Genomic DNA, 23,257 nt, shown 5'->3' on the forward strand with positions numbered 1-23,257 from the left:
CCGCCCGCACCCCCGTTCTCGGGAGGCCCGATGTCGTCGCTCCGGCGGAGCGCCCATGTGGTGCTTCCGGCACTGCTGCTGACCGCCTCGGCCCTGGCGCCGGCCTGCTCGTCGCAGTCCTCCCCCCGGCCGCCGTCGGTGGCGGAGACCACGACGCCCGTCGCCACCGGCCCCGACCCGCTCGACGGACTGGACTCCCGGCTGCTCGCCGGCCGACGGATCGTGTACTCCTACCCCGGCCCCGTCCCGTCGCCCGCCGTGCTCGGGGCGATCCGCGAGGGCCGGGCGGCCGGCGTCATCCTGTTCGGCGAGAACGTCACCGATCCGGCCCAACTCCGCTCGGCCGTCGCCCAGTTGCGGCAGGCCGCGGCCGAGGCTCCGGACCCCCGTCCGCTCCTGCTGATGACCGACCAGGAGGGCGGCCTGGTGCGCCGGCTCCCCGGTGCACCCGAACTCTCCGCCCGCCGCACCGGATCGGCGGCCGATCCGGTCGCCGAGGCCGCCAGGGCGGGCGCCGACGCCGGCCGCACCCTCACGGACGCCGGCCTGAACGTCAACCTCGCCCCCGTCCTCGACGTCTACGACGCCCCGGACAACTTCATCGACCACCACGAGCGGTCCTACGGCCAGGAACCGTCCTCCGTGGCCCGGTTGGGCAGCGCGTTCCTCACCGCCCAGCAGGGCCTCGGCGTCGCCGCCACCGCGAAGCACTTCCCCGGCCTCGGCTCCGCCGCCCGCGAGCTGAACACCGACGAACGCCCCGCCACCCTCTCCGTCCCGCTCGCCGAACTCCGCGCCCGGGGCGAGGAGCCCTACCGGTCCGCCATCGCCGCCGGCGTCCGCCTGGTCATGGCCTCCTGGGCGGTCTACCCCGCCCTCGACCCGGACCGCCCGGCCGGCTTCTCCCCGGCCGTGGTCCAGGGCGAACTCCGCGACCGGCTGGGCTTCCGGGGCGTCACCGTCACCGACGCCCTGGAGGCCGGCGCCCTCGCCCCCTACGGTGACACCGGCGCCCGCGCCCTGGCCGCCGCCGGGGCGGGCATGGACCTGCTGCTCTGCTCCGCCCGCGACGCCGAGCAGGGCGAGGCCGCCGCCGCGGCCCTCGCGACCGCGCTCGACACCGGCGGCCTCGACCGCGCCGCCTTCGTCGCCGCCGTCCACCGGATCGACGACCTCCGCGCCGCGCTCGGCGGCGGCTGAGAGCCGGGCGGTCGCCGTCCGGGCCCGCGAGCCGGTGAGGCGGCGCTCGTCGGGCCGGCCGGTCGCCGTCGGCGGGTGTCAGCGGGGCCCGCCCGGGCGGCCGGCGGCGGCCGCCCGCCGGTCGCGGTGCCCCGCAAGGGCGGTCGCGGCCAGCGCGAAGGCGGTCAGCGCGATCAGGAACCCCCAGGCCGGTGCGAAGCCGTGCGTCACGTCCGTGATCAGGCCGAGCGCGGGTGGGACCAGCACGACGGCGACCTGATTGGTGGCCATGGCCAGGCCGAGGGTGATCCCCGTCCTGCCCGGCGGTGCCGACTCGACGACGTGGGCGACCCAGGGCCCGTACCACCCGATGCCGAAGAACCCCAGCCAGCCGAAGAGCAGACCGGCCGCCACCGGTGCGTGCGCCAGGGGTGTCAGCAACAGCGCCATCCCCGCGATCGCGGCGACCATGCAGGTCACCACCACGCTCCGGCGTCCGGCCGGGCGGCGGTCGCTCCAGGCCGCCAGGCCGATCCGGCCGGCCACGCCCGCGCCCTGGGCCACCGCGAGGACGACCGCTGCCCGGCCGGTGTCGAGTGACGTGGTGTCGTGGAGGTACAGCACGGTGAGCACGCCGATGCCGCACTGCACCGAGACCAGGCCCGCCCCGGACAGCGCGATCCGCACCATGGACGGCGAGCGGAGCATCCGCAGCCGGCCGCCGGGCCGCGGGCCGCGCCGCGCCTCGGCCGCCGGGGGCGGCGCGTCGTCCCGCCGGGCCGGTACGGGGGGCCGGCGGTAGAGGGCCACGAAGGCGATCGCGCCCGACAGTGCGACGAGCGAGCCGGTCAGGAGCGCCACCCGCCGGCCGAACGCCTCGGCGAGGAGGGGCAGGACGGCCGCGGCGAGGGCCCCGCCGAGCGGCAGACCCGCCTGCCGAACGCCCATCGCGAGGCCGCGCCGGGGCGTGTCGAACCAGGACGCCACCGCCGCGCTCCCGCCGGGCTGCGCGGTGCTGTAGCCCGCGCCGACGAGCAGCAGGGCGAGGAGCAGGGAGACGTAGCCCGGTGCGAGGCCGCCGAGGGCCAGCCCCGCGGCGACCACACCGGCGCCGACGCCGACGACCCGGCGCTCGTCGAAGCGGTCCAGCAGCTCGCCGGCCACCGGCAACCCGAGCAGCGGCACCAACTGGGCCGCGGAGAGCAGGAGTCCGAGCTGAGTGGCACTCAGGTCCAGCTCCCGGCGCAGGACGACGCCGAGCGCCCCGATGCCCTGCACGAAGAAGCAGGTGGTGGCCTGGGTGAAGGTGGCCGTGCCGAGCACCACCCACCGGTACCGCGCCCCGGGCACCGGTGCCCGGGGCGCGGTGGCGGTCGGGGCGCTCCGGGCCGACGGCGCGCCCGTCACGGGCGCAGGTACAGCGCCGGGTCGGGGTGGTCGACGAAGCCGAGTTCACGGTAGAGCGGCTCGCCCTCGTCGGAGGCGTAGAGGTCCACCCGGGCCACCTCGCGCTCCCGGAACCAGTCGAGCAGGCCCCGCATGATCGCGCGGCTGTGCCCGCGCCGCCGGTACGCCGGGGCGGTGACCACGCCGATCACCAGGCCGACCCGGCCGTTGCGCAGATGAGGTCCGGGCAGCCGCTGCTCGACGGAGCCGATGCCGCAGGCGGCGAGGCCGTCCGCGCCGTCCACGACCAGGATCCGCAGGGTGTCCGAGGTCAGTCGGTCCGTCAGGGTCGAGGTGAGCGCGGTCCGCCACCCGTCGTCGCCGGCCGCCGGTTGGAAGTACTCCCCGCCGAGGGTCTCGAACAGGAGCGCCCGGAGGCGGACCAGCTCCGCGATGTCGTGCTCCACTGCCTGTCGTACCCCGGGGCGGGGCTTCGTGTGATGACTCATGCCGACCAGAGTGATGTCATGGTCTTATGCATCTCAACCCTTACGGCGAGGACGCCGTGAACCTGGCCGCAGCGCTCGCCAACCACCGGCCGGAGAGCGCCGAGGAGCTCGCCACCCGCTGCCGCGCCGCCGGGTTGGTCGTGGAGCGTCCGGCCGCGACCCAGGACCTCCGGCGCACCGCCACCGCCCTGGACGCCTGGGAGGCGGTGGTCGACGCCACCGACGGGCGGGAGCGCGCCGACCTGCTCAACCGGATGCTGGCGGCCGCCTCCTCCCACCCCCGGCTGACCGACCACTCCGGCGACGGCTGGCACCTGCACTACCGCGACGACCGGCAGTCGCTCGGTGCGCTGCTGGCCTCCCTGATCGCGGTCGGGACCGCCCTGCACCTGGTGGGGCGGGGCATGCACCGGTTGGGGCGCTGCGCCGTGGCCGAGTGCACCACGATCTTCGCCGACACCACCCGGACCGGGCGTCAGCGCTACTGCTCCCAGCGCTGCGCCAACCGTGACGCGGTCCGCCGGCACCGCGCGGGCCAGGCCGCCGGCCGCCCCCGGTGAGGCGTCACCTCAACCGTCCAGCAGGGTGCGCAGGTCCAGGATGCGGTAGCCGCGGCCGCGGACGGCGTCGATGATCAGGGGGAGCGCCTCGGCGTCCAGGCAGCGGGGATCGGGGCCCTCGTCCGGTGTGCCGACGTGGAGTTGGAGGATGGCGCCGGGGGTGAGGGCGTCGAGGGCGCGGTCCACGGCCTCGGCGGTGGTCATCCCGCCGGCGGCGCCGAGGTAGCCGTTGGTGTCGGTGGTGAACTCGATGTCGGCGAAGCCGAGTTCGTTGACGTCGGCGATGCGCTGCGGCGTCGTCTCGCCGTAGGGGAAGCGGAAGAACGGCAGGGGGTCGGTGCCGGCGGCGCCGCGGATCGCGCGGTCGGCGCGCAGCACCTCGGCCCGGGCCTGCCGGGCGTCGAGCCCGGTGAACAGCGGGTGGCTGTACGAGTGGTTGCCGAGCCCGTGCCCGGCGCCGGCCATCGCCCGTACCGCGTCCGGGTGTTGTTCCGCGTACTGACCGGTGGGGAAGAAGGTGGCCGGTGCCGCGCGCTCGCGCAGGGTGGTCAGCACGGCGTCCAGACCGGTCTCGTCCCAGGCGGCGTTGAAGGTCAGGGCCACGACCCGCTCCCCGGTCGGGATCAGGCGCACCTCCGTACCGAGCAGCGGTGCGGGGGCGGCGGGGCCCGCCGCCGTGAGGGCGATGGCGGCGGCCACGGCGGCGACGGTCGTGCGGAGGGGCTTCACGCCCGTCCAACGCGCCGGGCCCGGACGACGGCACGCGCCGCACCGCCGTCCGGGTGTCCCGGCCCCGGCGGTGGGCCGGTCGAACGGAGCGTCGGAGGGTCGCGGGCAGCTGGCCGGGCAGGGCGGCCGGCCGTGCCGGGCGGGCCGTTCGGGCTCTCCGGGCAGGGCGGCCGAGATCACGCCATCGAAGATCGATTTCCGGTCTGTTCATGTTTTCTGCTGTGGATCTTCACCCTGACATTCGAATCACCTGCCAGGGTAAAGGCATGCCACATGTGAAATGTCACATGTGAGTAAGACGATGTCTTGAGGAAACGGAGAGTCGAATGAACCGAATCGCTCTGCTCGCTGCGGGGGTCGCCGGCGCGGCGACCCTGCTGGCCGTCCCGGCCCAGGCCGGTGCCGCCACCACGACCACCACCGCGACCACCACCACCTGCGGTGCCTCCGGGCTGCAGGCCGGCCTGCAGACCAAGGTGTGCGCCGAGGTCACCGGTGCCGGCGTGCAGCTGTACGGGCAGGTCAGCCTGGCCGGTCCGCCGAGCCCGGGTGGTCCGGCCCCGCAGACCAAGGAGCTCCTGACCGGGCTCTCGGGCGAGGTCGTGGGCGGCGCGTCGCTCGGCTCGTCCAGCGGGCGCACGCTGTTCACCGCCAGCACGGTGCAGGTCCGTGGCGTCGGCGGCACGGTGCCGTGCGGCTCCACCGTCCACGGCAGCTTCAGCGTGGCGTCGTACCCGTGGAACCCGGCTCCGGTCACCGTGGACGTCGTCGTCGCCTGTTGACGGCTGCTCGATGACCAGGCTGGGCCCGGGGGTCGGGAGACCCCCGGGCCCAGCCCCGTTCGCCTCCCGGTGAAGGCGGGACGGCCGGGGATCGCGGGGACCGCCGCGGGGGCGGTGCGCGGAGGCGGGTGAGGGCGTACGTGCCGGGGGCCGGGTGGTGCCGGTCCCTCGATGCGATGACGACTTGAAGAATTCTTCATCTGCCAGGATGATGCTTGGCGGCCCCGGCGGCCGACGGGACCACCGCCCCGCGCCGGGCGAGTACGGCCGTGCGGAACGGCACCACCGAGCACCAGGGAGCGAGCGGACGATGGCGGTCCCGCTGTACCAGGCCAAGGCGGAGTTCTTCCGCACCCTCGGGCACCCCGTCCGGATCAGGGTGCTGGAGCTGCTCCAGGACGGGCCGCGGCCGGTGCGCGAGCTGCTGGCCGAGATCGAGATCGAGCCGTCCAACCTCTCCCAGCAGCTCGCGGTGCTGCGCCGCACCCAGCTGGTCGTGGCCACCCGCGAGGGCAACACCGTGGTGTACGCGCTGAGTACGCCGGACGTCGCCGAACTGCTGCGCGCCGCCCGGCGCATCCTCACCGACCTGATCACCGACCAGGGCGCGCTGCTGACGGAGCTGCGGGGGCCGGGCGCTCCCGAGGAGCCCGGCCCCCACGCCGAACGCGTGCGGAGCGGATGAGCGCCGGGCGGTCCGGCGCCGTCCGGCGGAGCGAGCACCCACCCGGCCCCCGACCCGAGGAGAACCCGGCCATGGCCAGCGGCACCAGCGACGAGAAGAGCAGGCGCAAGGCCATGCTGATCCGCGCGGGCATCTATATCTTCGCCACGCACCTGTTCGCCGGCTTCGTGCTGCTGCTGTTCACCCTCGGCGACCGTCACTGAGGTAGCGGCGGCTGGTGCTGGTCCACGCGTAGACGCCGTCGACCAGCTCCCGGGTGCCGTCCAGGTACCAGTGACCGGCGGGGTGGCGGCGCAGCAGGCGGCGGCGCAGCGCCTCGCTCTCCTCCCGCAGGCGGGCGACCCGGGCGCGGACCGACAGCACCGCCTGGCGGCGGGTGCAGCCGCGCACGCGCTGCAGGGTCAGCACGGTGTTGAAGGCGGCGGCCGGCTGGCGTTCCTCCCGCTCCAGCGAGTACAGGTCGTTGATCAGCGTCGCGGCGTCGGCCGTGTGCGCGCGCAGGCGGTGCAGTTCGGGCTCGGCGTGCAGCCGGGCGGGCGCGTCGGCGCCGTGGACCCGCTCCAGTATGTTCATGAACGGGTAGAGGCAACTGGCATGGCGGCGCAGCCGCATCGTCTCGGGGAGGCCGGGGAAGGTGCCCCGGGACCGGTGGGCCGACTCGGCGAGGAAGGTGTCCAGGCAGGCCCGCCACTCGACGGCGCTGCGCGCGCGCCAGGCGGGCGACCTGCCGTCGTTCTGCCGCAGCCACAACTCCCGCCAGGCGTGCAGGAGCCGGTCGTCGTCGGGGGCGGCCGCGGGGGCGGTGCCGGCGAGGACGGCGAGCAGCGGGTCGACCAGGGCGCGGGCCCGGTCCGGCCGGCGGCCGGGCGGGCCGTCGAAGCGGTCGTCGAGGATGGTGAACCAGCCCAGGACGTCGACGAGCAGGTCGAGTTCGGCGCCGCGGGCCCGGGGGTAGGCGTGGCCGATCAGCTCGGGGAGCGCGTAGGCCTGGTAGCGCGGCAGGCCGGCCGGGGTGAGCAGACCGTGGCCGAGTACCCAGTCGGCGTGCCGGGCGGTGGACGCGCGCAGTTCGCCGGGCCGGCGGAGCCCGGTGGTGGCGGGCGGCCGGGCGGCCGGGTGCGTGGGCGGCGCCGGCCGGGGGAGCGCCGTGGCCGGGCCGGCCTCGCGCCGTTGCGGCCGCGCGGCCGGCCGGTCCGGGGCGCTGTCGGTGCGGGGCGCGCTGTCGGTGCGCGGGGTGTCGGTGCGGTGCGCGCTGTCGGTGCGGGGCGTGCTGTCGGTGCGTGGGCCGTTGGTGCGCGGGGTGTCGGTGCGGGGGTCGGCGGTGCGCGGGGCGAGGCGGACGCGCAGGTCCTGGGCCTGGACGGTGGTCCAGACCACCTCGCGGGCCCGGGAGCCGGCCACCGCCGTCGGCCGCCAGCGGCGCAGGATCGCGGCGGCGGCCACGGTCAGCTCCGCCCAGGCGAAGGCCTCGCCGATGCACTTGTGCTTGCCGGCGCCGAACGGCAGGAACGCCTGCCGCCCGGCTACCGCCGCCGCGCCGCCCTCGTGCCAGCGGCCGGGGTGGAAGCGCAGCGGCTCCGGGTGGAGCAGCGGGTCGCGGTGCAGCGCGGTGAGGCTGTACAGCAGCTCGGTGCCGGCCGGGATGCGGTACTGGCCGAGGTCGACCGGCACGCTCGCCGTCCGCATCAGGAAGGCGTTCGGCGCGTGCAGCCGGACCACCTCCTGGGTGACGCTGCGGGTGTAGGTCAGCCGGGCGAGCGCCTCGGGGGTGGGCACGGTGCCCGCCGGGAGGTGCTCGTCCAGCTCCGCCAGGACGCGGGCCTCCACCCGGGGGTGCCGCAGCAGTTCGTCGATCAGCCAGGTGAGCGTGGTGGAGACGGTCTCGGTGCCCGCGCCGAACATGGTGACCGCCTCGGAGCGCACGTCCGCCTCGGTGAGCGGCCGGCCGGTGGCGGGGTCGACGGCGGCGCGCAGCAGCGCGGGCAGGGTGCGGTCCGGCTCGCCGGAGGGCCGGCCGCCGGCGGCGGTACCGCCGAACGGACAGCCGCCCTCGGGTGAACCGCCGGACCGGGCACCGCCGTTGACCGCCTGGTCGACGACCTGGTTCAGCACCCGGACGGCCGCGTCGAAGCGCCGGTTGACCGGCAGCGGCAGCCGGGCGAGCGCCGGGTGCGGGTACAGCGACTGGACGATCTGGCCCTTCACCATGTCGGGCAGCGCCCGGTGGAAGGCGAGCGTGGCGTCCTCGCTCAGCCGGGCGTCGAACAGCGTGCGGGTGACGATCTCGAGCGCGAGGTGGTTCATCTCCTTCGCGACGTCGAGGACTTGGCCCGACCGCCAGCTCCCGGCCCGCTCCTCGGCGACCTGGTGCATCACCGCGAGGTACTCGCCCGTCCGCTCCGGGCCGAAGGCGGGCTGGACGATCCGGCGGCGGTCGCGGTGCGCCTGGCCCTCGGACATCAGCAGGCCGTCGCCGAACGCCGTCTTGAGGGTGTCCTGGACGGCGCCGCGCGGGCAGTCGTGGGCGAGCGCGACCAGCAGGGTGTGTACCAGGCCGGCGTCGGTGACGACGCAGACGGTGCGCGGACCGAGCCGGATCCGCACCACGCCGCCGTGCCGGGAGAGCGAGCCGAGGAAGCCGAGCGGATCGCGCAGCAGCGCGGGCGCGTGGCCGAGGCCGGGGAGCGCGCCCGGCGCGAGCGGGGGAGGGGCCGAGGGGGTTCTCCGTGGGGTGCTTCTGCAGGGAACGGTCGGTCTACGCGTCTCGGTCGTCAGGACCATGACATCACCTCTCACCAGATGGACCGGCGCGGCGCACCGCCGGAGTCGTCGCCGCGACCGGGGGGAACCGAGGGCTCCGCCGGCGCGGACCCCGCGCGCACCACTGCCAGAGGGCGCACGTCATGGGAAACGCGCCGGTCCGGCGGGGCGTTGCGCCGTACCGCGGCGGATCACTCCATCGGTCGAGCGCACGGGGCGGGACCGGGGCGGGACCGAGGCGGGACCGGGGCGGGACCGGGGCGGGGCATTCGCGGGTGAACGGGGCCGTGGCGAGGCCGGCCGGTGGGGCCGCGGGGTGCGCGGGCCCGGGCCGCGCGGGACCCGGCCTTGCCTCTCTGACAAGGTCTTTCGGCCCTCGGCCGGAGGGGCCCGACCGGTCCAGCATGGGTCCGTAACCGAGGAGGACCCTGATGACCCGTCTGCACCACCGGCCGGCCCCCGACGTGCGGGTGGAGATCCGCGGCGAACTGCCCCGCGCGGACGCCGAGTACGCGCGGGCCCGGGCGCTGGAGCTGAGCACGGCCCTCGGCCCGGGCGCGCACGCGGCCCGGGTCCGGCTCACCCGTCTGCGCCACCGCTCGCTCACCCGGCCGGTGGTGGCGCAGGCCGCGATCGAGCTGGCGGGCACCGGTCCGGTCCGGGTGCAGCTGGCCGCCGCGGCCGGGGTCGAGGCGGTGGACCTCGCGCTCGGCACCCTGGCCGGCCGCGCCGCACGGCTGCGCGAGCAGGGGGACATCGGGCTCGCCGCCGTGTACGAGAGCGCCTACCGGCCGCAGTACGCGCCGCGCCCGTTGGCCGAACGGCAGATCGTCCGGCGGAAATCGGTCACGCCGGACCGCTGCACCCCGGACGAGGCCGCCCGCGCGATGCTGGCCCTGGACCACCGGTTCCACCTCTTCACCGACGCGCTCACCGGCCAGGACAGCGTCGTCCACCGCGGCGCCGCGACCGGCGGCCTCCGGCTGGTGCGTGCCCACTCCACCGCGCGCTTCGGCTCCGCCGGGCTCCCCCTGACGGAGAGCCTGCACCCCGCGCCCCGGCTGGACCCGGCCGAGGCGGCCCGCCGGCTCTGGCTCACCTGTTGGCCGTTCGTCTTCCACACCGATCCCGGCGACGCGCGCGGCCGGGTCCTCTACCGCCGCTACGACGGTCACTACGGCTTGATCACGCCGGTAGTGGAGGCCCGCTGAGGGGCAGGTATCGATCGGCACCGGCCGACCGGGCCGACCCCCCCCGGGTCGGCACCCGGCCGGCCCGCCCGGCACGGCACCGCCCAGCACCGCCCGGCACGGCACCGCCCCGCACCAGTGACGAGCAGACGAGCACCCGACCGACCGGCACACCCCCTAGCGCAAGACGGGAACTGGGACCATGGACTGCGAAGAAGTCATGCTGACCGTCCGGATCTCCGCGGCCGAGCGGGCCCTGCTGCGCGCACTGGCGCGCGGCCACGGCAGCGACGTGTCGGAGGTCGCGGTGGACGGCCTGCTGGACGTCATCCCCGCCCTGCACGGCGACGCGGGCGCGCTGGGCCTGCTCCGCGTCCTCGCCCGGCCCGCTCCCTGCGCCGTCACCCTCTGGCTGCCCGTGCCGGTCGCCGACCTCCTCCCGCTGGTCGGCGAGCGGGTCACCCGTGCCGTCGGGCTGCGGGTCGGCCCCGCCAGCGCCGCGCTCGCCGCGGCGCTGCGCCTCTGGCTGGCGGGCGAGCCGGACCGCCTGGCGGCCTCCCTCGCCACCATGCACGCGCACGGCGTCCACCGCCACGGCGCCGGGAGCCTGGGCGTCGCGGCCTGAGCCGCCCTCGGGCGCCCCGGGCCGCCCGCACCGGCCCGTCGCGGCCCGGCCCCGGTGGTGTCGTACCCCTCTGGTACTCATGACGGCATGACGGACCACGCCTCGCCCGAGGACCTCGCCCTGCTGCGTGCCGCCTTCGCGGCCCGCCCGGCCGCCGATCCCGTCGGCGACCGGGCCGGGCCCGTCCGGTGGACGCCGCCGCTCGGCTGGGAGGCGGTGCACGCCTTCGAGGCCGAGCACAGCATCGTGCTGCCCGAGCCGTACCGGACGGTCGTGGCCGAGATCTGCGACGGCTTCCCGGACGGCCCGCCGTACTACGGGCTGATACCGGTCGCCGAGCTGCCGGCCGACTGGGGTGCCGGCCGGCCGCCGCAGGTGCCGGCGGAGCCGTTCCCGCTGACCGCCGCCTGGCACTGGGAGGACGATCCGCGCTCCGAGGAGGAGCTCGACGCGCTGCTGGAGCCGGTCTTCCACCACGGCTCGATCGTGCTGGGCACGGACGGCTGCGGCATGTACTGGCACCTGGTGGTCTCGGGCCCCGGGCGCGGCGGGGTCTGGCTGATCACCGAGGACGCCGCCGTCCCCTTCGGCACCCCGCACGGCGAGCTGGCGGGGGAGCCGGGCTTCGCGGGGTGGGTCGGACGCTGGGCGGCCGGCCTGCCGTGGTGGTCGGAGTGACGCCGGACCGGCCCGCGGGCGCCTCGGGGCGGATGCTCAGTAGGGACCGGTCAGTTCGGCCACCCGGGGGAACCGGGCGATCGCCTGGCTGACGGTCGGCGGGTCCGACCGGCGGGGGCGCAGCGCGGCGAGGGCCACGGCGGGCGCGGTCAGCCGGCTGGTGGGGGCGGCGAGGGAGAAGACGTCGAAGTAGGCCGCCGAGGCGGCGGGGTCGGTGAGGGCCGCGCGCAGCAGCCGTTCGGTGTACCAGCGGGCGACCCGGCCGGTGGGCCGGTGGGTGGGCGACTCGTTCGACCGGACACCGGGGAAGCCCCGGTCCTGGTCCTCGGCCATGTTCCAGGGGGTGTCGACGGTGCGGGCGATCCGCTGCTGGACGGCGGCGCTGACGTGCGGGTGGAGGCCTTCGGCGTCGAGGGTGGTCCGGATGGCGACGGCGGACTTGGCGGCGACCGCCATGCCGTGCCCGTACACCGGGTTGAGGGCGGCCAGCGCGTCGCCGGTGGCGGCGAAGCCCGCCGGGGTGCCGTTCTCGTAGCAGCGGCGGCGGTTCAGGGTGCCGTGACAGGTGCGGATCGGACCGATGGGGCGGGCGGTGCGGGCGAGGTCGTGGACGACCGGGTGGGCGAGACCCTTCAGGAAGGTGTGGAACTCCGCCTCGGTGCGGGAGGGTTCGCCGGCCCGGGTGCCGGAGAGGGTGATGATCCAGCGGTCGTTCTCGATGGGGACGACGGTGGCGCCCCGCCCGGGCGTGCGGCGGCCCGGGACGGGCACGATGCTGACGACCGGGAAGCCCTGGTTGCCGCACGGTGCGTCGAACAGGCGGGCGGCGTAGGCGAGTCCGGAGTCCACGGTCACCTCGCGCGGACCGTCGGAGCCCAGCGCGCGCAGCCAACGCGGGGCCTGCGAGCGGCGGCCGGTCGCGTCCACGACGAGGTCGGCCGGGAGGCTCTCGCGCGATCCGTCCGGGTTCTCGACCAGCGCCCCGCGGACCTGGGCCGCGTCGCCGGTCAGGCCGAGGACGGAGGTGCCCTCGCGGATCGTGACGGTGGCGCGGCCGCGCAGCCGCTGCCGGACGGTGTGGTCGAGCAGGTGCCGGCTGCAGGCGATCAGGTAGGCGGTCGACTCGAAGGCCTGGAGCCAGCCCGGGCCCAGGCGCATCAGCAGACCGGAGGGCATCGGCCGGCGGTGCGCTCCGGCGGCGAGCAACGCGTCGACGGTTCCCGGGAGGAGTACGTCCAGGGCGTCGGCGCCGCCGCCGAGCAGGATGTGGCTGAAGTCGCCCTGCGGGAGGCCCCGGCGCGGGCGCGGCCCGTCGGGGAGGGTGTCCTGTTCGACGACGGTGACGTGGCGGGCGTGCGGTTCCAGGGCCGCGGCGGCCAGCAGCCCCGCCAGGCCGCCGCCGAGCACGAGGGCGGTGCTCACCGCGCTCCGGCGGTGCGGTCGGCGGTGCGGTCGGGGCCACGGCGCCGGGCCGGGTGCGGCCGCGCCGGGCCCGGGCGGGCCGGGAGGAGGTCGCGGTGGGGCGGGGAGCACGGTGCGGCCAGCGGGTCGCGCGGGAGCGGCGCCGGGTGCCCCACGAGCGGGAGCGCGCCGGGCGGCCGGGGGATCATCGAGGTGCCTCCGTGCGGTTGCGGGCGGCGGTGGCCGTCCGGGGGACGAGAGCGCGGGTGGAGCGGATCGGCCCGCGGGTGAACGCCCGGACCGGGGGCCGGCCGCCTCCGGGCCCCGCGGTCGGTGCGGTCGAGGGCCCCGCGGTCGGTGCGGTCGAGGGCCCCGCGGTCCGTGCGGTCGAGGGGTGCGCGGTCGGTGCGGTCGAGGGGAGTGCGGAGCGGGGCAGCCGGGAGGAAGGCCGGAGCGCGGGGCGGCGGTCCGCCGCCGGGTTCGCGCTCCCGGCCGGAGCTCAGTGAGCCCGGCTCCATGCTCCACCCTTCGCTCGTCGGCCGTCGACGGCCGGTCTCGGACCCATCGGTCACCGGCCGGCGGTCCCCGGTCGGTGACCGGGTAGCCCATTGTGCTCAGCAGCCGCAACTGTTCAAAGGGCAACCATCGTTCTTTCCCTCGCACGGGTGACCAGCGAGCCCCGGCCGAGCGCCGTGCGGGACGGCGGAGGGACCGGTCGGACCAGGCCGGAACGGGGTCTTTCGTGTACCGGTGACCGTCGGCCCGGGCGGTCCGACTGCCGGGCCGGGTCGGTCCGTTCGCCGTGTCGCAGGGGTGGTGGACCGGCTGCGTGGACCCGCTCGCCGGGCCGTCGGAGACGCTGTCGCAGACCTGCGCGAATTTCGAAAGGAGGTTTCTGTTATCCCGACCGGTCGGGTCCGGTCTCCCTGGTGTCGGAAGGTCCGCACGTCGCGTCGAGCGGCGGGCGGGCCGTCACACCGAGGAGAGGAGACGAACGCGATGGGACACCGGAGCAGCGAGCACCGGAGTACGGACCGCCGGCGGCGCGGCAGGTCGGGGCGCCGGACGGCGCTCCTGGCCGCGGCAGTCGTGGCCGGGCTGGTCGCGGGCGCACTGGGGATCCAGACCGCGATGGAACCGGCCGCGGACCGCACCGCGGCGGCGGCGGTGGACAGTTCGGCCGACCGGGCGGAGGCGGGCACGGCCGGAGTGGTGGCCGGGGACGGCGGGCCGGGGGAGACCGGCACCGCCGAGGGGGCCACCAAGGCGCCCGCCCCGCAGCGGGAGAAGAAGGCCACGCCGCTGAACGAGATACCCAAGGACCAGCCGGAGCGCGGTCTGGTCTACGCCGGTCTGACCCTGCCGTCCGGCGACCGGTGCGCCGGTTCGCTGGAGGTGCCGGGCGGGGAGCTGTGCAGCCACGGTCCGGACGCGCCGCCCAAGGACGTGGACATCCGCAAGGACGTCCCGCCGGTGGCCGCCGCGGCCGCCCAGCCGCCGGTGCTCACCCCGGCACCGAACGCCCAACCGCCGTCCGCGGCAGATCTGTTGAAGGGAGCGGCGCCGGTCCTGGACGCGGGGCAGAAGGCCCTCCTGGGTGACGCGGGTGCCGCCGCCGGAGCGCCGGCCCCCCAGCCGGCCGCGGCCGCCGGCGGCCCCGCGGTCGTCTGCGAGGGCGACGGCAGCGCCGGAAACCGGGTCCAGGTGGTGTACGTCCACGGCCCCGGCAACGACCGGTTCGCCCAGTACCTGGCCTCGTTCAAGAAGTGGGCCGCGGACGTCGACGTCATCTACAACGCCAGCGCACAGGAGACCGGCGGCGTGCGGCACGTCCGCTTCGTCACCGAACCCGACTGCACCGCTTCGGTGTTGAACGTGCAGATCTCGGACTCCGAGATGCAGGACTTCAACGCGAGCAACCGCGCGCTGGCCGCGCAGGGGTTCAACCGCAAGGACCGCAAGTACATGATGTTCACCGATGCCAAGGTCTACTGCGGCATCGGCACCTTCGCGGGCGACGAGCGGCCCGGGCAGGACAACCAGAGCAACTTCGGCCCGTCGTACGGCCGGACCGACTCGGGCTGCTGGGGCGGCCACACCGCGGCGCACGAACTCGGCCACAACCTGGGCGCGGTGAGCAACAGCGCGCCCAACTCCAGCAAGGGTGGCCACTGCGTCGACGAGTGGGACCTGATGTGCTACTCGGACACCCCGTACTACCCCGCGATGAAGACGGTCTGCCCGGACAACGCCAGTGACGCCCGGCTCGACTGCCACCACGACGACTACTACAACACCGCTCCCACGGCCGGAAGTTACCTGGCCACGCACTGGAACGTCGCCAACAACCGGTTCCTGATCGCGGGCGGCGGCACCGGCCCGAACCCCAACCCGAGCCCCACGGCCACCGCGACGGCCTCGCCGACCCGCACCACCACGCCGAGCCCGACCGCCACGCCGACCGGGACGCCGACCCCGACCGGGAGCCCGACGGCGACCACGACCCCGTCGCCCACCGGCTCGCCGACCCGGACCGCCACGCCGACCCCGACCGCCACGCCCACGGCCGGAACCACCGGCCCTGATGTGACGGCCAGTCAGATCACCCAGAACTCGGCCATGCTGAGCTGGCCGGCCGTTCCGGCGGCCGCCGGCTACGACGTGCTGCTGAACGGCCAGACCATCGGCACCGTCCGCTCCACCGTGGTCGGCCTCGTCCGGCTGGCGCCCGCCACCTCCTACAGCATCGCCGTCGCGGTCCGCGACGGCGCGGGCGCCGTCTCCAAGCCCGGCCGCGCCGCCACCTTCCGCACCCTCGCCGACGGCGGCCAGCCGCAGCCCGGCGGCCGCTACACGCTGGTGAACGGGCTGACCGGCCAGGCCGCCGACCTCTGGGGCAGCTCGCTCAACGACGGCACGGTGGCCATCGCCTACCAGCGCACCGGCTACGCCAACCAGAAGTGGAGCTTCGAGGACGCCGGTTCGGGTGCCGTGCGGATCAAGTCCGCCCGCTCGGACAAGTGCCTCCAGCTGGGCGGCGACCCGGTGGCCGGCCAGTACCTCGCGCAGCAGCCCTGCTCCGGCGCGGCCGCGCAGAAGTGGCGGCTCACCCCGTCGGGTGGCGGGTACACCCTGAGCGCCGATGGTTCGACCCTGGTCCTGGGCGTCAGCAACCGCTGGTACTACGGTGGTTGGCTGCTCGAACTGCAGAAGCCCAACGGCCAGGCCTACCAGTCCTGGACGCTGCAGAAGACCAGCTGACGGCGGGTCGCTCCCGCCGTACCCGTTCGTTCCACCCGCCCGGGTGCGGCCGCCGCTGAGCAGCGGCGGCCGCACCCGGGCCACCCCCACCAGGAAGCCCCCATGCGCATCCGACCGTTCGCCGCCGCCCTCGCCATCGCGGGGGCGGTCGTCCTCGTACCCGCCGCGGTGCCCGCCGCCGCCCACGGCGACACCGTCCACCTGGAGGTCGTCGGCCAGGACAACGGGCACGTCACCACCGTCGCCACCTGGGAGAACGACCACGACCCCGTCACCGAGGAGTTCGCCGGGACGCTCGCCGCGACCTCCGCCGACGGCCGCTCGGCCGGCCCCTGGCGCCTGGTCGCCGTCCCCGGACACCCGGGGTCGTACACCACCCGCGAGATGCTGCCGGCCGGCCACTGGCGGATCGCCGTCGACTGCGCGTTCCCCTCCCTGGGACACGGCGAGCGTGAACTCGACATCGAGGCCGCCGTCATCTCCGACCCGACGCTGCCCACGCCCACCGGGACGTCCGCCGCCACGCCCACCTCGGCGCCGACGGCGGGGCCCACGGTGGGGCCGACGGTGGGACCCACCGGGACCTCCGGCTCGACGTCCGCGCCCGTGCCGGTGTCGCCGCCCGCGCCGCCCGCGCCGACGTCCCCGACGGCCTCCGGCTCCGCCGGACCGGGCGTCACGTCGGCGCGGAGCACGGCCGCCGAGAACGACGACTCGTCGACGGCCACCTGGGCGGCCGTCGCCACCGCCGTCGTCGCCGTCGTCCTGGTCGCCACCGGCTTCGGGCTCCGCCGCCGGGGCCGCCGGCGCTGACCGGCGAGCCGGCGGAACCGCAGGTCGGCGGAACTGCAGGTCGGTGGAACCGTTGCCTCCGCTCACGCCGTCCCCCCATTCACCGGAGGCCATCGGGGCGTCCGACGAGAGCAGGGGAGCACCCGCGTATGAAGAAGGTCCTGATCACCGGTGGCGCGGGATACATCGGCAGCACCGTCGCCTCCGCGCTGCTCGACCAGGGCATCACGCCCGTCGTCCTCGACGACCTCTCCAAGGGCCGGCCGGAGTTCGTCGAGGGCCGCGTCTTCTACCGGGGCGACATCGCCGACGCCGCCCTGCTGGACCGCATCTTCGCCGAGCACCCCGACATCGCCGCCACCCTGCACTGCGCCGCGCGGATCGTCGTGCCCGAGTCCGTGGCCAGGCCGCTGTACTACTACCGGGAGAACGTCGCCAAGACCGTCGAGCTGCTGGAGGGCCTCCAGCGCAACGGCTGCACCCGGGTCGTCTTCAGCAGCTCCGGCTCCATCTACGCGCCCACCCCGGACGCCCGGGTCGACGAGAGCTGCCCGGTCGCCGCCAACAGCCCGTACGCGCGGACCAAGCAGCTGATGGAACAGGTCCTCCAGGACTGGACCCGGGGCGACGGCGCCGAGGACGTCCGCGTGATCGCGCTGCGCTACTTCAACCCCGTCGGCGCCGACCCGCGGCTGCGCACCGGGCTGCAGGACCTCAACCCGACCCACGCCCTGGGCAAGCTGATCGAGGCCCACGCCGACGGCGTGCCGTTCACCGTCACCGGTGTGGACTGGGCGACCCGGGACGGATCCGGCATCCGGGACTACATCCACGTGCAGGACGTCGCCGAGGCCCACGTCGCCGCGCTCACCCGGTTCGACGAGGTCGTCGAGCCCGCGGCCGACGACCGCTACCGGGTGATCAACATCGGTACCGGCGAGGGCACCACCGTCCGTGAGCTGATCGCGGCCTTCGAGGCGGCCGTCGGCGCCGAGCTCGACGTCCGGGAGGCGGACCCCCGCCCCGGCGACGTGATCGGCTGCTACGCCGCCGTCGACACCGCCCGCGAACTGCTCGGCTGGACCGCCCGGCGCACGATCGAGGAGGCCGTCGCCGACGCCCTCGCCTGGCGCGCCAAGTGGACCGCCCACCTCGCCTCGGCCTGACCCCGCCTCAACGCCCCCGCCCCCAGGCCCCCGCTTCGAGGGCCCCATCGACCGGGCCCGCGCGCACCCCGCGCGGGCCCGGTCGTGCTGCTGCGACCACCGACGGGCCGGCCGGGGGTCAGCCCCCGGTGCGGGCCATCCGCACATTGGGCAGCCTGCCCCGCCAGAGCTCCCGCTCCCCGGTGGTCCTGAACCCGTACCGCTCGTAGAAGCGGATCGCCCCGGCGTTGTACTCGGTCACCCAGAGGCGGACGGGGGCGTCCTGCGCCCAGCTCAGGAAGTCGCCCATCAGCCGGCCGCCGACGCCCTGCCCCTGGGCCTGCGCCAGCAGGTACATCGGCCCGAGGGTGACCGCCTCGTCCCGCCGCCCGCAGAGGAAGCCGACGATCTCCGGCCCGGAGCGGACGACACGGCAGAACAGCAGATCCGGCTGCCGCAGGGCGTCCTCGATGAACTCCCGCCACCGGGCGACGCCCTCCGCGGTCGCCGTGGACCCGCGGTGCTCACGGATCCACGCCTCGTCGATCCCCGCCGCCTCGTCGGGGTAGGTCTGGAGCCAGGCGGTCAGCTGCGTCCGGCCCACGGGTGCGGCGTCGTCGGGGTGGGGTACGTCGATCCGGAGGGTCATCGGGCCATTCTCCGGCGCGGCCGGTGGCGTCGTGCGGACTTCTCCCGCCCGCCGCCGGTGATCCGGATCGGCCGTCCTCGCCCTGGACAAGCTTTGACCGAGGTCGCGGTGTTCGAACACCGGGTGCCGGGTACGGATCACCGTGCGGTGGTGGCCGGACCCGCCGTGACGGGCTGAGCCGTTCGGCCGGTCCGGGCTGTCCCGGGCCGGCTTTCGGCCCGGCCCCGACCGGTCGGCCGGCCCGCGCGCACCGCACGGATCAGGGTGTTCGGGTCGTCACTCCGGTCACCGGATTGATCACGATCATCACCCGATCGTGTTCGACATGACGTAGAGTCTGAATCGGCATGGACAGGCCAGATTTGGGCGCGTCCGCGTGCGTCCTTCCCGCGGGGGCGGGGGGCGACGGCCCGCACCGCGGGCGTGGTCGGGCTCGTTCTGGGGTGTCGCACAGCGGGTGAGGCTGCGGGCCGAGGGGGATGAGATGCGTCGTGCGGATCGAGTCACTGCTTGTCGTGGGGCGCGACATGTCTGAACAGGTGCGGCGGCGAGACGGTCTGTTCCACGATGTGGCCGGGCCTTTCCAACGCCTCGGTGTTCTGGGCATGCTCGTGGGGGACCGCCGGCGGGGCACCGCCTTCGCCCGTCGGGGCGACCGGGGGCGCTGCCGCAGTCCCGGTCGCGCGGCGGCACCTCAAGGTACCTGCGGGGAAAGCCTCTTACAGATCGGATGGTGCTCGCTGCCCTACTGTCCGCGGGTGACCGGCTACGGCCCGGTCGCTGCGCCCCCTCTTCTTCGTCTCCCCCCGCGGACCCGGTCCGACGGGCGGGTGACCGTTCAGGGCCCTTTCGAAGCCGTGGTCACACCAGTCGTACCGTGACCGGCTCGGGCTCTTCGGGCTCGTCGTCCGGGTGTCGTCACGCGCTCGGCGGTCGGCGCTCCGTCCCGCAGTGGTCAATCTCGCGTCAGCGCCCCAGGCGGCACCGGCAGGTCTTCCTGGAGCCGAACGCCGGCTCCGTGGAAGGGGGCTGCCGAACGATGTCCCGACCTGGCGGTCCTCCGGGACCGGTGGCTCCGTTCGGCGGACCGCGCCCCGGCCGCCGGGGCCCGGGTGCGGTGGGCTCCTCGGCCTGCCACCGGGGACCGCCGGACCGCCGCCCGACCGGGATCGACCAGGTTCCACCGGCACGATCGTGTTGCAGGCCCCCACATTCCCATGCCGAATCGAGTGGCGCCCGACGATGTCCGCCGAGCAGTCGGACAGTTCAGGGCGGCGCCGGTTCCGAGTCGGAGGATACAGTGTCAATTCGGACTTCCACGACGCCCGGTCCTTCCCTGCAGTTATCCGACGAAGTCGTCCAGCTGGCGGCTCGTTCCGCGCAGTCGTGGCTCGACGGCCAGCTCGGTAGGAGCATGGATCTGGCTGCCGCGGCCACGGGCCGGGCGCGGGCCGGAGCGCCGGGCGCATGCGCGCTGAAGGCGAGAATCTGGCACGCGACGCTGCTGACCCGCGTCCGCGGTCTGGGGGCGGCCACCAACATGCTCGCCGACGACACGTCACCTGTCCACGGTTCGAACCAAGTTGAGAAGCGCGCCGCCTATTTGTTGTGCGGGGCGGAGCTCGACCTGGCCAAGGGCGACCTGGACGGGGCGGTCGCGTCGGCGGAGGCCGGTCTCCGGCTGGCGCAGCAGGCCGGCAACCGGTCGCTGACCCCGAGCGGGTTCCTCGTGATGGCCGTCAGCACGACCCGGCGGCTGGACCTCACCGCGGCCCTCCAGTACGCCAACCGGCTGCGGGACCACGCCCTGCTCGGGCACGCGAATCTGATGGCCGGGCAGTGCGCCTGGGCCGTCGCGCAGGTGCTGGAGGCCCGGGACGGCACGGAGAGCATCGCCCACCTCCTGAAGGGCCTGGTGCACGACGGCGCACTGGCGCGGGAGTTGCTGGTCTCGCAGCCGGCCGCGGCCGCCTGGCTGGTCCGGGCCGCCCAGCGGCTGGGGGACGACGAGATCGCCGTCCGGGTGGTCACCCAGGTCAATGAACTCGCGGCGCGCAACCCCAGCTTCCGCACCGTCCAGGCGGCGTCCGCGCACGCCATCGGCCTGTTCGAGCGGAACGCGTCGGCCCTGGAGCGGGCGTCCGGCCTGCACCTGGACCGCTGGGCGCAGGCCTCCGCGCTGGAGGACGCGAGCGCGGTGCGGTTCGCCCACCGTTCGGAGCAGGAGCGGGCCGTCGAGCTGCTGAAGCGGGCGGCGGACGACTACCTGGCCGTCGGTGCGTCCCGGGACGCGTTGCGGGTGCGCAGCAAGCTGAGGGAGATCGAGGGCAACAGCGGGCAGTTCTCGCGCCGCCCGGGCCGGACCAGGGTGAAGGTCAGTCAGTTGACCGACACCGAGTACGCGGTGGCCGAGCTGGTGAGCCAGGGTCTCACCAACGGGCGGGTCGGCCGGCAGCTCTTCATGTCGCCGCACACCGTGGCCTTCCACCTCAAGAAGATCTTCCGCAAGCTCGACGTCGCCTCCCGGGTCGAGCTGGCGGGCACCTGGAACCGGCTCGTGGAGGAGCGGACGACCGAATTGGGCGCCGAGTCCGCATTCGTGACCGAGGCTCCGGCCGGCCGGCTGGCCGTGTGAGGTCCGCGCGCCGGTGCGGACGGTTCGCGGACGTTCGCGGAACCCACCCTTCCGGTAGGGCTTTCGCGATGCGTCGTTCGGACCGCCGGGACCGGCGCGCGGGCCGGCCGTGCGGCTCCTCGCGGGGCCGGTGGCCACCCGGGCTACCAGACTGAGGGATGCCCCTCCGGGGCGGTTCTCCTTAGACTCGAAGAGAGTTGGAAAAGCAGTTCTCGGTGAATCGCTCAGGACAATCCAGGGGCCTTTTGTGTCTTCTCTTCTCCACATTGATTCGAGCATCCGCGCAACCGGCTCCACGACGAGGCAGCTGTCGTCGTATTTCGCCACGCAGTGGCGGCAGAACCACCCCGGCGACGGCTACACCTACCGCGACCTCGGCGCCCAGCCGGTCCCGCACATCACCCACGCGGTGCGCGAGTCCCTCCTGGACCCCAGCCGTGACCACGGGCTGACGCCGGAGGAGAAGGCGCTCACCGAGGCGGTGGTGGCCGAGGTCCGTGAGGCGAGCACCATCGTGCTGGGCGTGCCGATGTACAACTACGCCGTCCCGTCGACGATCAAGTCGTGGATCGACCTCCTGGTCAGCCCGGCCCACATGGTGCCCCCGGGTGCCGAGTCGGGCCCGCTGAGCGGTAAGACGGTCATCGTGGTCACCGCCCGCGGCGGCTCCTACGCGCCGGGGACCCCGCGGGAGGGCTGGGACCACCAGGAGCCCTACCTGCGCGCCGTGCTGAGCTCGATCGGTCTCGCGGACAACCTGAAGTTCGTGCACGCGGAGCTGACGCTCGCGGCGATCGTGCCGGCCATGGCGGCGCTCAAGCCGCTGGGCGAGCAGTCCCTGGCGAACGCCAACGAGACGCTCAAGAAGCTGGCTCTCTGATTTCACTGCTGCCATTCGTGGCCGGCGGGCACGTCGCGGGCGGGCTTTTGCCGAATTCGCCCGGGCGATTCGCCGGGCCCGCACATCCGCGCGGGCCCGGAGAATCACCGGGAACCGGCTTCGCACCGAACCGGCGGGGCCGCCGTTTTCGTGCGCAGGGATATTTTCGACCCGAAACGGAGAAGGTGCGTCATGAGCGAGGCGATCTCTTACGAGGATGCCTGGGCGCGGACTGACAAGTTCGACCCTCCGGCGATTTTCGACGAGCTGCGGAAGGAGCGCCCGCTGGCGCGGATGGTGTACCCCGACGGACACGTCGGGTGGATCGCCACCAGTCACGAGCTCGCCCGGCAGGTCCTGAGCGACCCGAAGTTCAGCCACAACCTGGAGATCGGGCACTTCCCGGTCACCAAGTACGGCGGCCCGGTCCCGCAGTTCCCGGCCATGCCGGGGATGTTCATCCACATGGACCCGCCGGAGCAGACCCGCTTCCGCCGCCTGCTGACGCGCGAGTTCACCGGCCGCCGGATCAGCCAGCTGGCGCCGGAGGTCGAGGCGGTGGCCGCCGAGCAGATCAAGGTGGTGCGCGAGCACGGTGACTCCGCCGACCTGCTGGAGACCTTCGTCAACCCGCTGGTCCTGCGGGTGCTGTCCGACCTGATCGGCCTGCCCTACAGCGAGCGGGACCGCTACGCCGAGGCGCCGGCGGTCATGAACAACCCGTTCGGCGACGCGCAGGAGTCGATGGCCGCGTTCGCCCAGGTGGGCGCCTTCATCCAGGAGACCATCGCGCGCAAGAAGGAGGAGCCCGGCGACGACATCCTGAGCCGGCTCATCGCCTCCGGGGAGCTGACCGACGAGGAGCTGGGCAACATCACCGCCCTGCTGCTGTTCGCCGGTTACGAGACCACGGAGGGCGCGCTGGCGGTCGGCGTGTTCGCGCTGCTGCACCACACCGAGCAGCTGGCCGCGCTGCGGGCGGACCCCTCGAAGCTCGACGACGCGGTGGAGGAGATCCTCCGCTACATCACCGTCAACCAGTACGAGATCTTCCGGACCGCCCTGGAGGACCTCGAACTCGGCGGCCACACGGTGAAGAAGGGCGAGACGGTCACCGTGTCGCTGCCGGCCGCCAACCGGGACCCGGCGAAGTTCGGCTGCCCCGCCGAGCTCGACCTGGACCGGGACACCGCGGGTCACGTGGCCTTCGGCTACGGCGTCCACCAGTGCATCGGCCAGAACCTGGCCCGCCTGCAGCTGAAGGTCGGTCTGCGCGCGCTGCTGGAGGCCTTCCCCGACCTGCGCCTGGCGGTGCCGGCGGACGACGTCCCGCTGCGGACCCACGGGTCCGTCTTCGCTGTGAAGTCTCTGCCCGTTTCCTGGTAACTCCCTGCTCTCCGGAAGGAGTTCG

Annotated in this window: 20 protein-coding genes; 14 read left to right on the forward strand and 6 right to left on the reverse strand. The window is 74.8% G+C overall.

Features of this window, described 5'->3' with window-relative positions; all coding sequences use genetic code 11:
• Positions 1–30: 30 nt before the first annotated feature.
• Positions 31–1,200, forward strand: coding sequence for a glycoside hydrolase family 3 N-terminal domain-containing protein (locus ACWDRR_RS24840; RefSeq protein ID WP_449774407.1), 1,170 nt, complete (start codon positions 31–33; stop codon positions 1,198–1,200).
• A gap of 78 nt (positions 1,201–1,278) precedes the next feature.
• Here ACWDRR_RS24840 and ACWDRR_RS24845 read toward each other — a convergent pair whose 3' ends face one another.
• Positions 1,279–2,586 (reverse strand): MFS transporter, encoded by a 1,308-nt coding sequence (locus ACWDRR_RS24845; RefSeq protein ID WP_449774408.1) that lies wholly within the window; start codon positions 2,584–2,586, stop codon positions 1,279–1,281.
• Complete coding sequence (locus ACWDRR_RS24850) at positions 2,583–3,074, reverse strand: GNAT family N-acetyltransferase (protein ID WP_449774409.1); 492 nt, start codon at positions 3,072–3,074, stop codon at positions 2,583–2,585. The genes ACWDRR_RS24845 and ACWDRR_RS24850 overlap by 4 nt, the downstream gene beginning before the upstream one ends.
• A 26-nt stretch (positions 3,075–3,100) precedes the next feature.
• Between ACWDRR_RS24850 and ACWDRR_RS24855 the strand changes: the two genes are divergently transcribed.
• Complete coding sequence (locus ACWDRR_RS24855) at positions 3,101–3,634, forward strand: CGNR zinc finger domain-containing protein (protein ID WP_449774410.1); 534 nt, start codon at positions 3,101–3,103, stop codon at positions 3,632–3,634.
• Positions 3,635–3,643: 9 nt separating this feature from the next.
• Here ACWDRR_RS24855 and ACWDRR_RS24860 read toward each other — a convergent pair whose 3' ends face one another.
• A complete protein-coding gene (locus ACWDRR_RS24860; RefSeq protein ID WP_449774411.1) occupies positions 3,644–4,363 on the reverse strand; it encodes a polysaccharide deacetylase family protein in 720 nt (239 codons plus the stop codon).
• 326 nt (positions 4,364–4,689) lie between these two features.
• On the opposite strand from ACWDRR_RS24860, the gene ACWDRR_RS24865 reads away from it, so the two are divergent.
• From ACWDRR_RS24865 to ACWDRR_RS24875, 3 genes are all read left to right on the forward strand, one after another.
• The gene (locus ACWDRR_RS24865) at positions 4,690–5,145 is read left to right on the forward strand and encodes a hypothetical protein (protein ID WP_449774412.1); all 456 of its coding nucleotides are present in this window, start codon (positions 4,690–4,692) and stop codon (positions 5,143–5,145) included.
• Positions 5,146–5,455: 310 nt separating this feature from the next.
• A complete protein-coding gene (locus ACWDRR_RS24870; protein ID WP_449774413.1) occupies positions 5,456–5,830 on the forward strand; it encodes an ArsR/SmtB family transcription factor in 375 nt (124 codons plus the stop codon).
• Positions 5,831–5,901: 71 nt separating this feature from the next.
• Positions 5,902–6,033, forward strand: coding sequence for a DUF6126 family protein (locus ACWDRR_RS24875; RefSeq protein ID WP_360628552.1), 132 nt, complete (start codon positions 5,902–5,904; stop codon positions 6,031–6,033).
• On the opposite strand, the gene ACWDRR_RS24880 is transcribed toward ACWDRR_RS24875, so the two are convergent.
• Positions 6,011–8,611 carry a cytochrome P450 gene (locus ACWDRR_RS24880; protein ID WP_449774414.1) on the reverse strand — a complete coding sequence of 867 codons (2,601 nt, stop codon included), beginning with the start codon at positions 8,609–8,611 and terminating at the stop codon, positions 6,011–6,013. The genes ACWDRR_RS24875 and ACWDRR_RS24880 overlap by 23 nt on opposite strands.
• 410 nt (positions 8,612–9,021) lie before the next feature.
• Between ACWDRR_RS24880 and ACWDRR_RS24885 the strand changes: the two genes are divergently transcribed.
• The 3 genes from ACWDRR_RS24885 (at position 9,022) to ACWDRR_RS24895 (ending at position 11,083) form a co-directional block, all read left to right on the forward strand.
• Positions 9,022–9,801 carry a sigma 54 modulation/S30EA ribosomal C-terminal domain-containing protein gene (locus ACWDRR_RS24885; protein WP_449774415.1) on the forward strand — a complete coding sequence of 260 codons (780 nt, stop codon included), beginning with the start codon at positions 9,022–9,024 and terminating at the stop codon, positions 9,799–9,801.
• A 181-nt stretch (positions 9,802–9,982) separates the two neighbouring features.
• Positions 9,983–10,405, forward strand: coding sequence for a hypothetical protein (locus ACWDRR_RS24890; protein WP_449774416.1), 423 nt, complete (start codon positions 9,983–9,985; stop codon positions 10,403–10,405).
• Between the two features lie 87 nt (positions 10,406–10,492).
• Positions 10,493–11,083 carry an SMI1/KNR4 family protein gene (locus ACWDRR_RS24895; RefSeq protein WP_449774417.1) on the forward strand — a complete coding sequence of 197 codons (591 nt, stop codon included), beginning with the start codon at positions 10,493–10,495 and terminating at the stop codon, positions 11,081–11,083.
• Between the two features lie 36 nt (positions 11,084–11,119).
• On the opposite strand, the gene ACWDRR_RS24900 is transcribed toward ACWDRR_RS24895, so the two are convergent.
• Positions 11,120–12,505: an NAD(P)/FAD-dependent oxidoreductase gene (locus ACWDRR_RS24900; protein ID WP_449774418.1), complete on the reverse strand. Its 1,386-nt coding sequence runs from the start codon at positions 12,503–12,505 to the stop codon at positions 11,120–11,122.
• Positions 12,506–13,483: 978 nt separating this feature from the next.
• Here ACWDRR_RS24900 and ACWDRR_RS24905 point away from each other — a divergent pair.
• From ACWDRR_RS24905 to galE, 3 genes are all read left to right on the forward strand, one after another.
• Positions 13,484–15,745 carry an RICIN domain-containing protein gene (locus tag ACWDRR_RS24905; RefSeq protein WP_449774419.1) on the forward strand — a complete coding sequence of 754 codons (2,262 nt, stop codon included), beginning with the start codon at positions 13,484–13,486 and terminating at the stop codon, positions 15,743–15,745.
• A 102-nt stretch (positions 15,746–15,847) separates the two neighbouring features.
• The gene (locus ACWDRR_RS24910) at positions 15,848–16,558 is read left to right on the forward strand and encodes a hypothetical protein (RefSeq protein ID WP_449774420.1); all 711 of its coding nucleotides are present in this window, start codon (positions 15,848–15,850) and stop codon (positions 16,556–16,558) included.
• 128 nt (positions 16,559–16,686) lie between these two features.
• Complete coding sequence (galE, locus tag ACWDRR_RS24915) at positions 16,687–17,703, forward strand: UDP-glucose 4-epimerase GalE (protein WP_449774421.1); 1,017 nt, start codon at positions 16,687–16,689, stop codon at positions 17,701–17,703.
• A gap of 118 nt (positions 17,704–17,821) precedes the next feature.
• Here galE and ACWDRR_RS24920 read toward each other — a convergent pair whose 3' ends face one another.
• A complete protein-coding gene (locus ACWDRR_RS24920) occupies positions 17,822–18,331 on the reverse strand; it encodes a GNAT family N-acetyltransferase (protein ID WP_449774422.1) in 510 nt (169 codons plus the stop codon).
• A gap of 1,414 nt (positions 18,332–19,745) precedes the next feature.
• Here ACWDRR_RS24920 and ACWDRR_RS24925 point away from each other — a divergent pair.
• From ACWDRR_RS24925 to ACWDRR_RS24935, 3 genes are all read left to right on the forward strand, one after another.
• Entirely contained in the window at positions 19,746–20,966 is a 1,221-nt protein-coding gene (locus ACWDRR_RS24925; protein ID WP_449774423.1) for a response regulator transcription factor, read from the forward strand.
• A 247-nt stretch (positions 20,967–21,213) separates the two neighbouring features.
• On the forward strand, positions 21,214–21,846 hold the full coding sequence (locus ACWDRR_RS24930) for an FMN-dependent NADH-azoreductase (RefSeq protein WP_449774424.1): 633 nt from the start codon (positions 21,214–21,216) through the stop codon (positions 21,844–21,846).
• 192 nt (positions 21,847–22,038) lie between these two features.
• On the forward strand, positions 22,039–23,232 hold the full coding sequence (locus ACWDRR_RS24935) for a cytochrome P450 (protein ID WP_449774425.1): 1,194 nt from the start codon (positions 22,039–22,041) through the stop codon (positions 23,230–23,232).
• Positions 23,233–23,257 lie beyond the last annotated feature (25 nt).

Source organism: Kitasatospora sp. NPDC003701, from assembly GCF_053587085.1.

Coding starts and splice junctions, on each gene's coding strand:
- ACWDRR_RS24840 (WP_449774407.1), top strand. CDS start 31: ATGTCGTCGCTCCGGCGGAGCGCCCATGTGGTGCTTCCGGCACTGCTG.
- ACWDRR_RS24850 (WP_449774409.1), bottom strand. CDS start 3,074: ATGAGTCATCACACGAAGCCCCGCCCCGGGGTACGACAGGCAGTGGAG.
- ACWDRR_RS24855 (WP_449774410.1), top strand. CDS start 3,101: ATGCATCTCAACCCTTACGGCGAGGACGCCGTGAACCTGGCCGCAGCG.
- ACWDRR_RS24865 (WP_449774412.1), top strand. CDS start 4,690: ATGAACCGAATCGCTCTGCTCGCTGCGGGGGTCGCCGGCGCGGCGACC.
- ACWDRR_RS24870 (WP_449774413.1), top strand. CDS start 5,456: ATGGCGGTCCCGCTGTACCAGGCCAAGGCGGAGTTCTTCCGCACCCTC.
- ACWDRR_RS24875 (WP_360628552.1), top strand. CDS start 5,902: ATGGCCAGCGGCACCAGCGACGAGAAGAGCAGGCGCAAGGCCATGCTG.
- ACWDRR_RS24880 (WP_449774414.1), bottom strand. CDS start 8,611: ATGGTCCTGACGACCGAGACGCGTAGACCGACCGTTCCCTGCAGAAGC.
- ACWDRR_RS24885 (WP_449774415.1), top strand. CDS start 9,022: ATGACCCGTCTGCACCACCGGCCGGCCCCCGACGTGCGGGTGGAGATC.
- ACWDRR_RS24890 (WP_449774416.1), top strand. CDS start 9,983: ATGGACTGCGAAGAAGTCATGCTGACCGTCCGGATCTCCGCGGCCGAG.
- ACWDRR_RS24895 (WP_449774417.1), top strand. CDS start 10,493: ATGACGGACCACGCCTCGCCCGAGGACCTCGCCCTGCTGCGTGCCGCC.
- ACWDRR_RS24905 (WP_449774419.1), top strand. CDS start 13,484: ATGGGACACCGGAGCAGCGAGCACCGGAGTACGGACCGCCGGCGGCGC.
- ACWDRR_RS24910 (WP_449774420.1), top strand. CDS start 15,848: ATGCGCATCCGACCGTTCGCCGCCGCCCTCGCCATCGCGGGGGCGGTC.
- galE (WP_449774421.1), top strand. CDS start 16,687: ATGAAGAAGGTCCTGATCACCGGTGGCGCGGGATACATCGGCAGCACC.
- ACWDRR_RS24920 (WP_449774422.1), bottom strand. CDS start 18,331: ATGACCCTCCGGATCGACGTACCCCACCCCGACGACGCCGCACCCGTG.
- ACWDRR_RS24925 (WP_449774423.1), top strand. CDS start 19,746: ATGGATCTGGCTGCCGCGGCCACGGGCCGGGCGCGGGCCGGAGCGCCG.
- ACWDRR_RS24935 (WP_449774425.1), top strand. CDS start 22,039: ATGAGCGAGGCGATCTCTTACGAGGATGCCTGGGCGCGGACTGACAAG.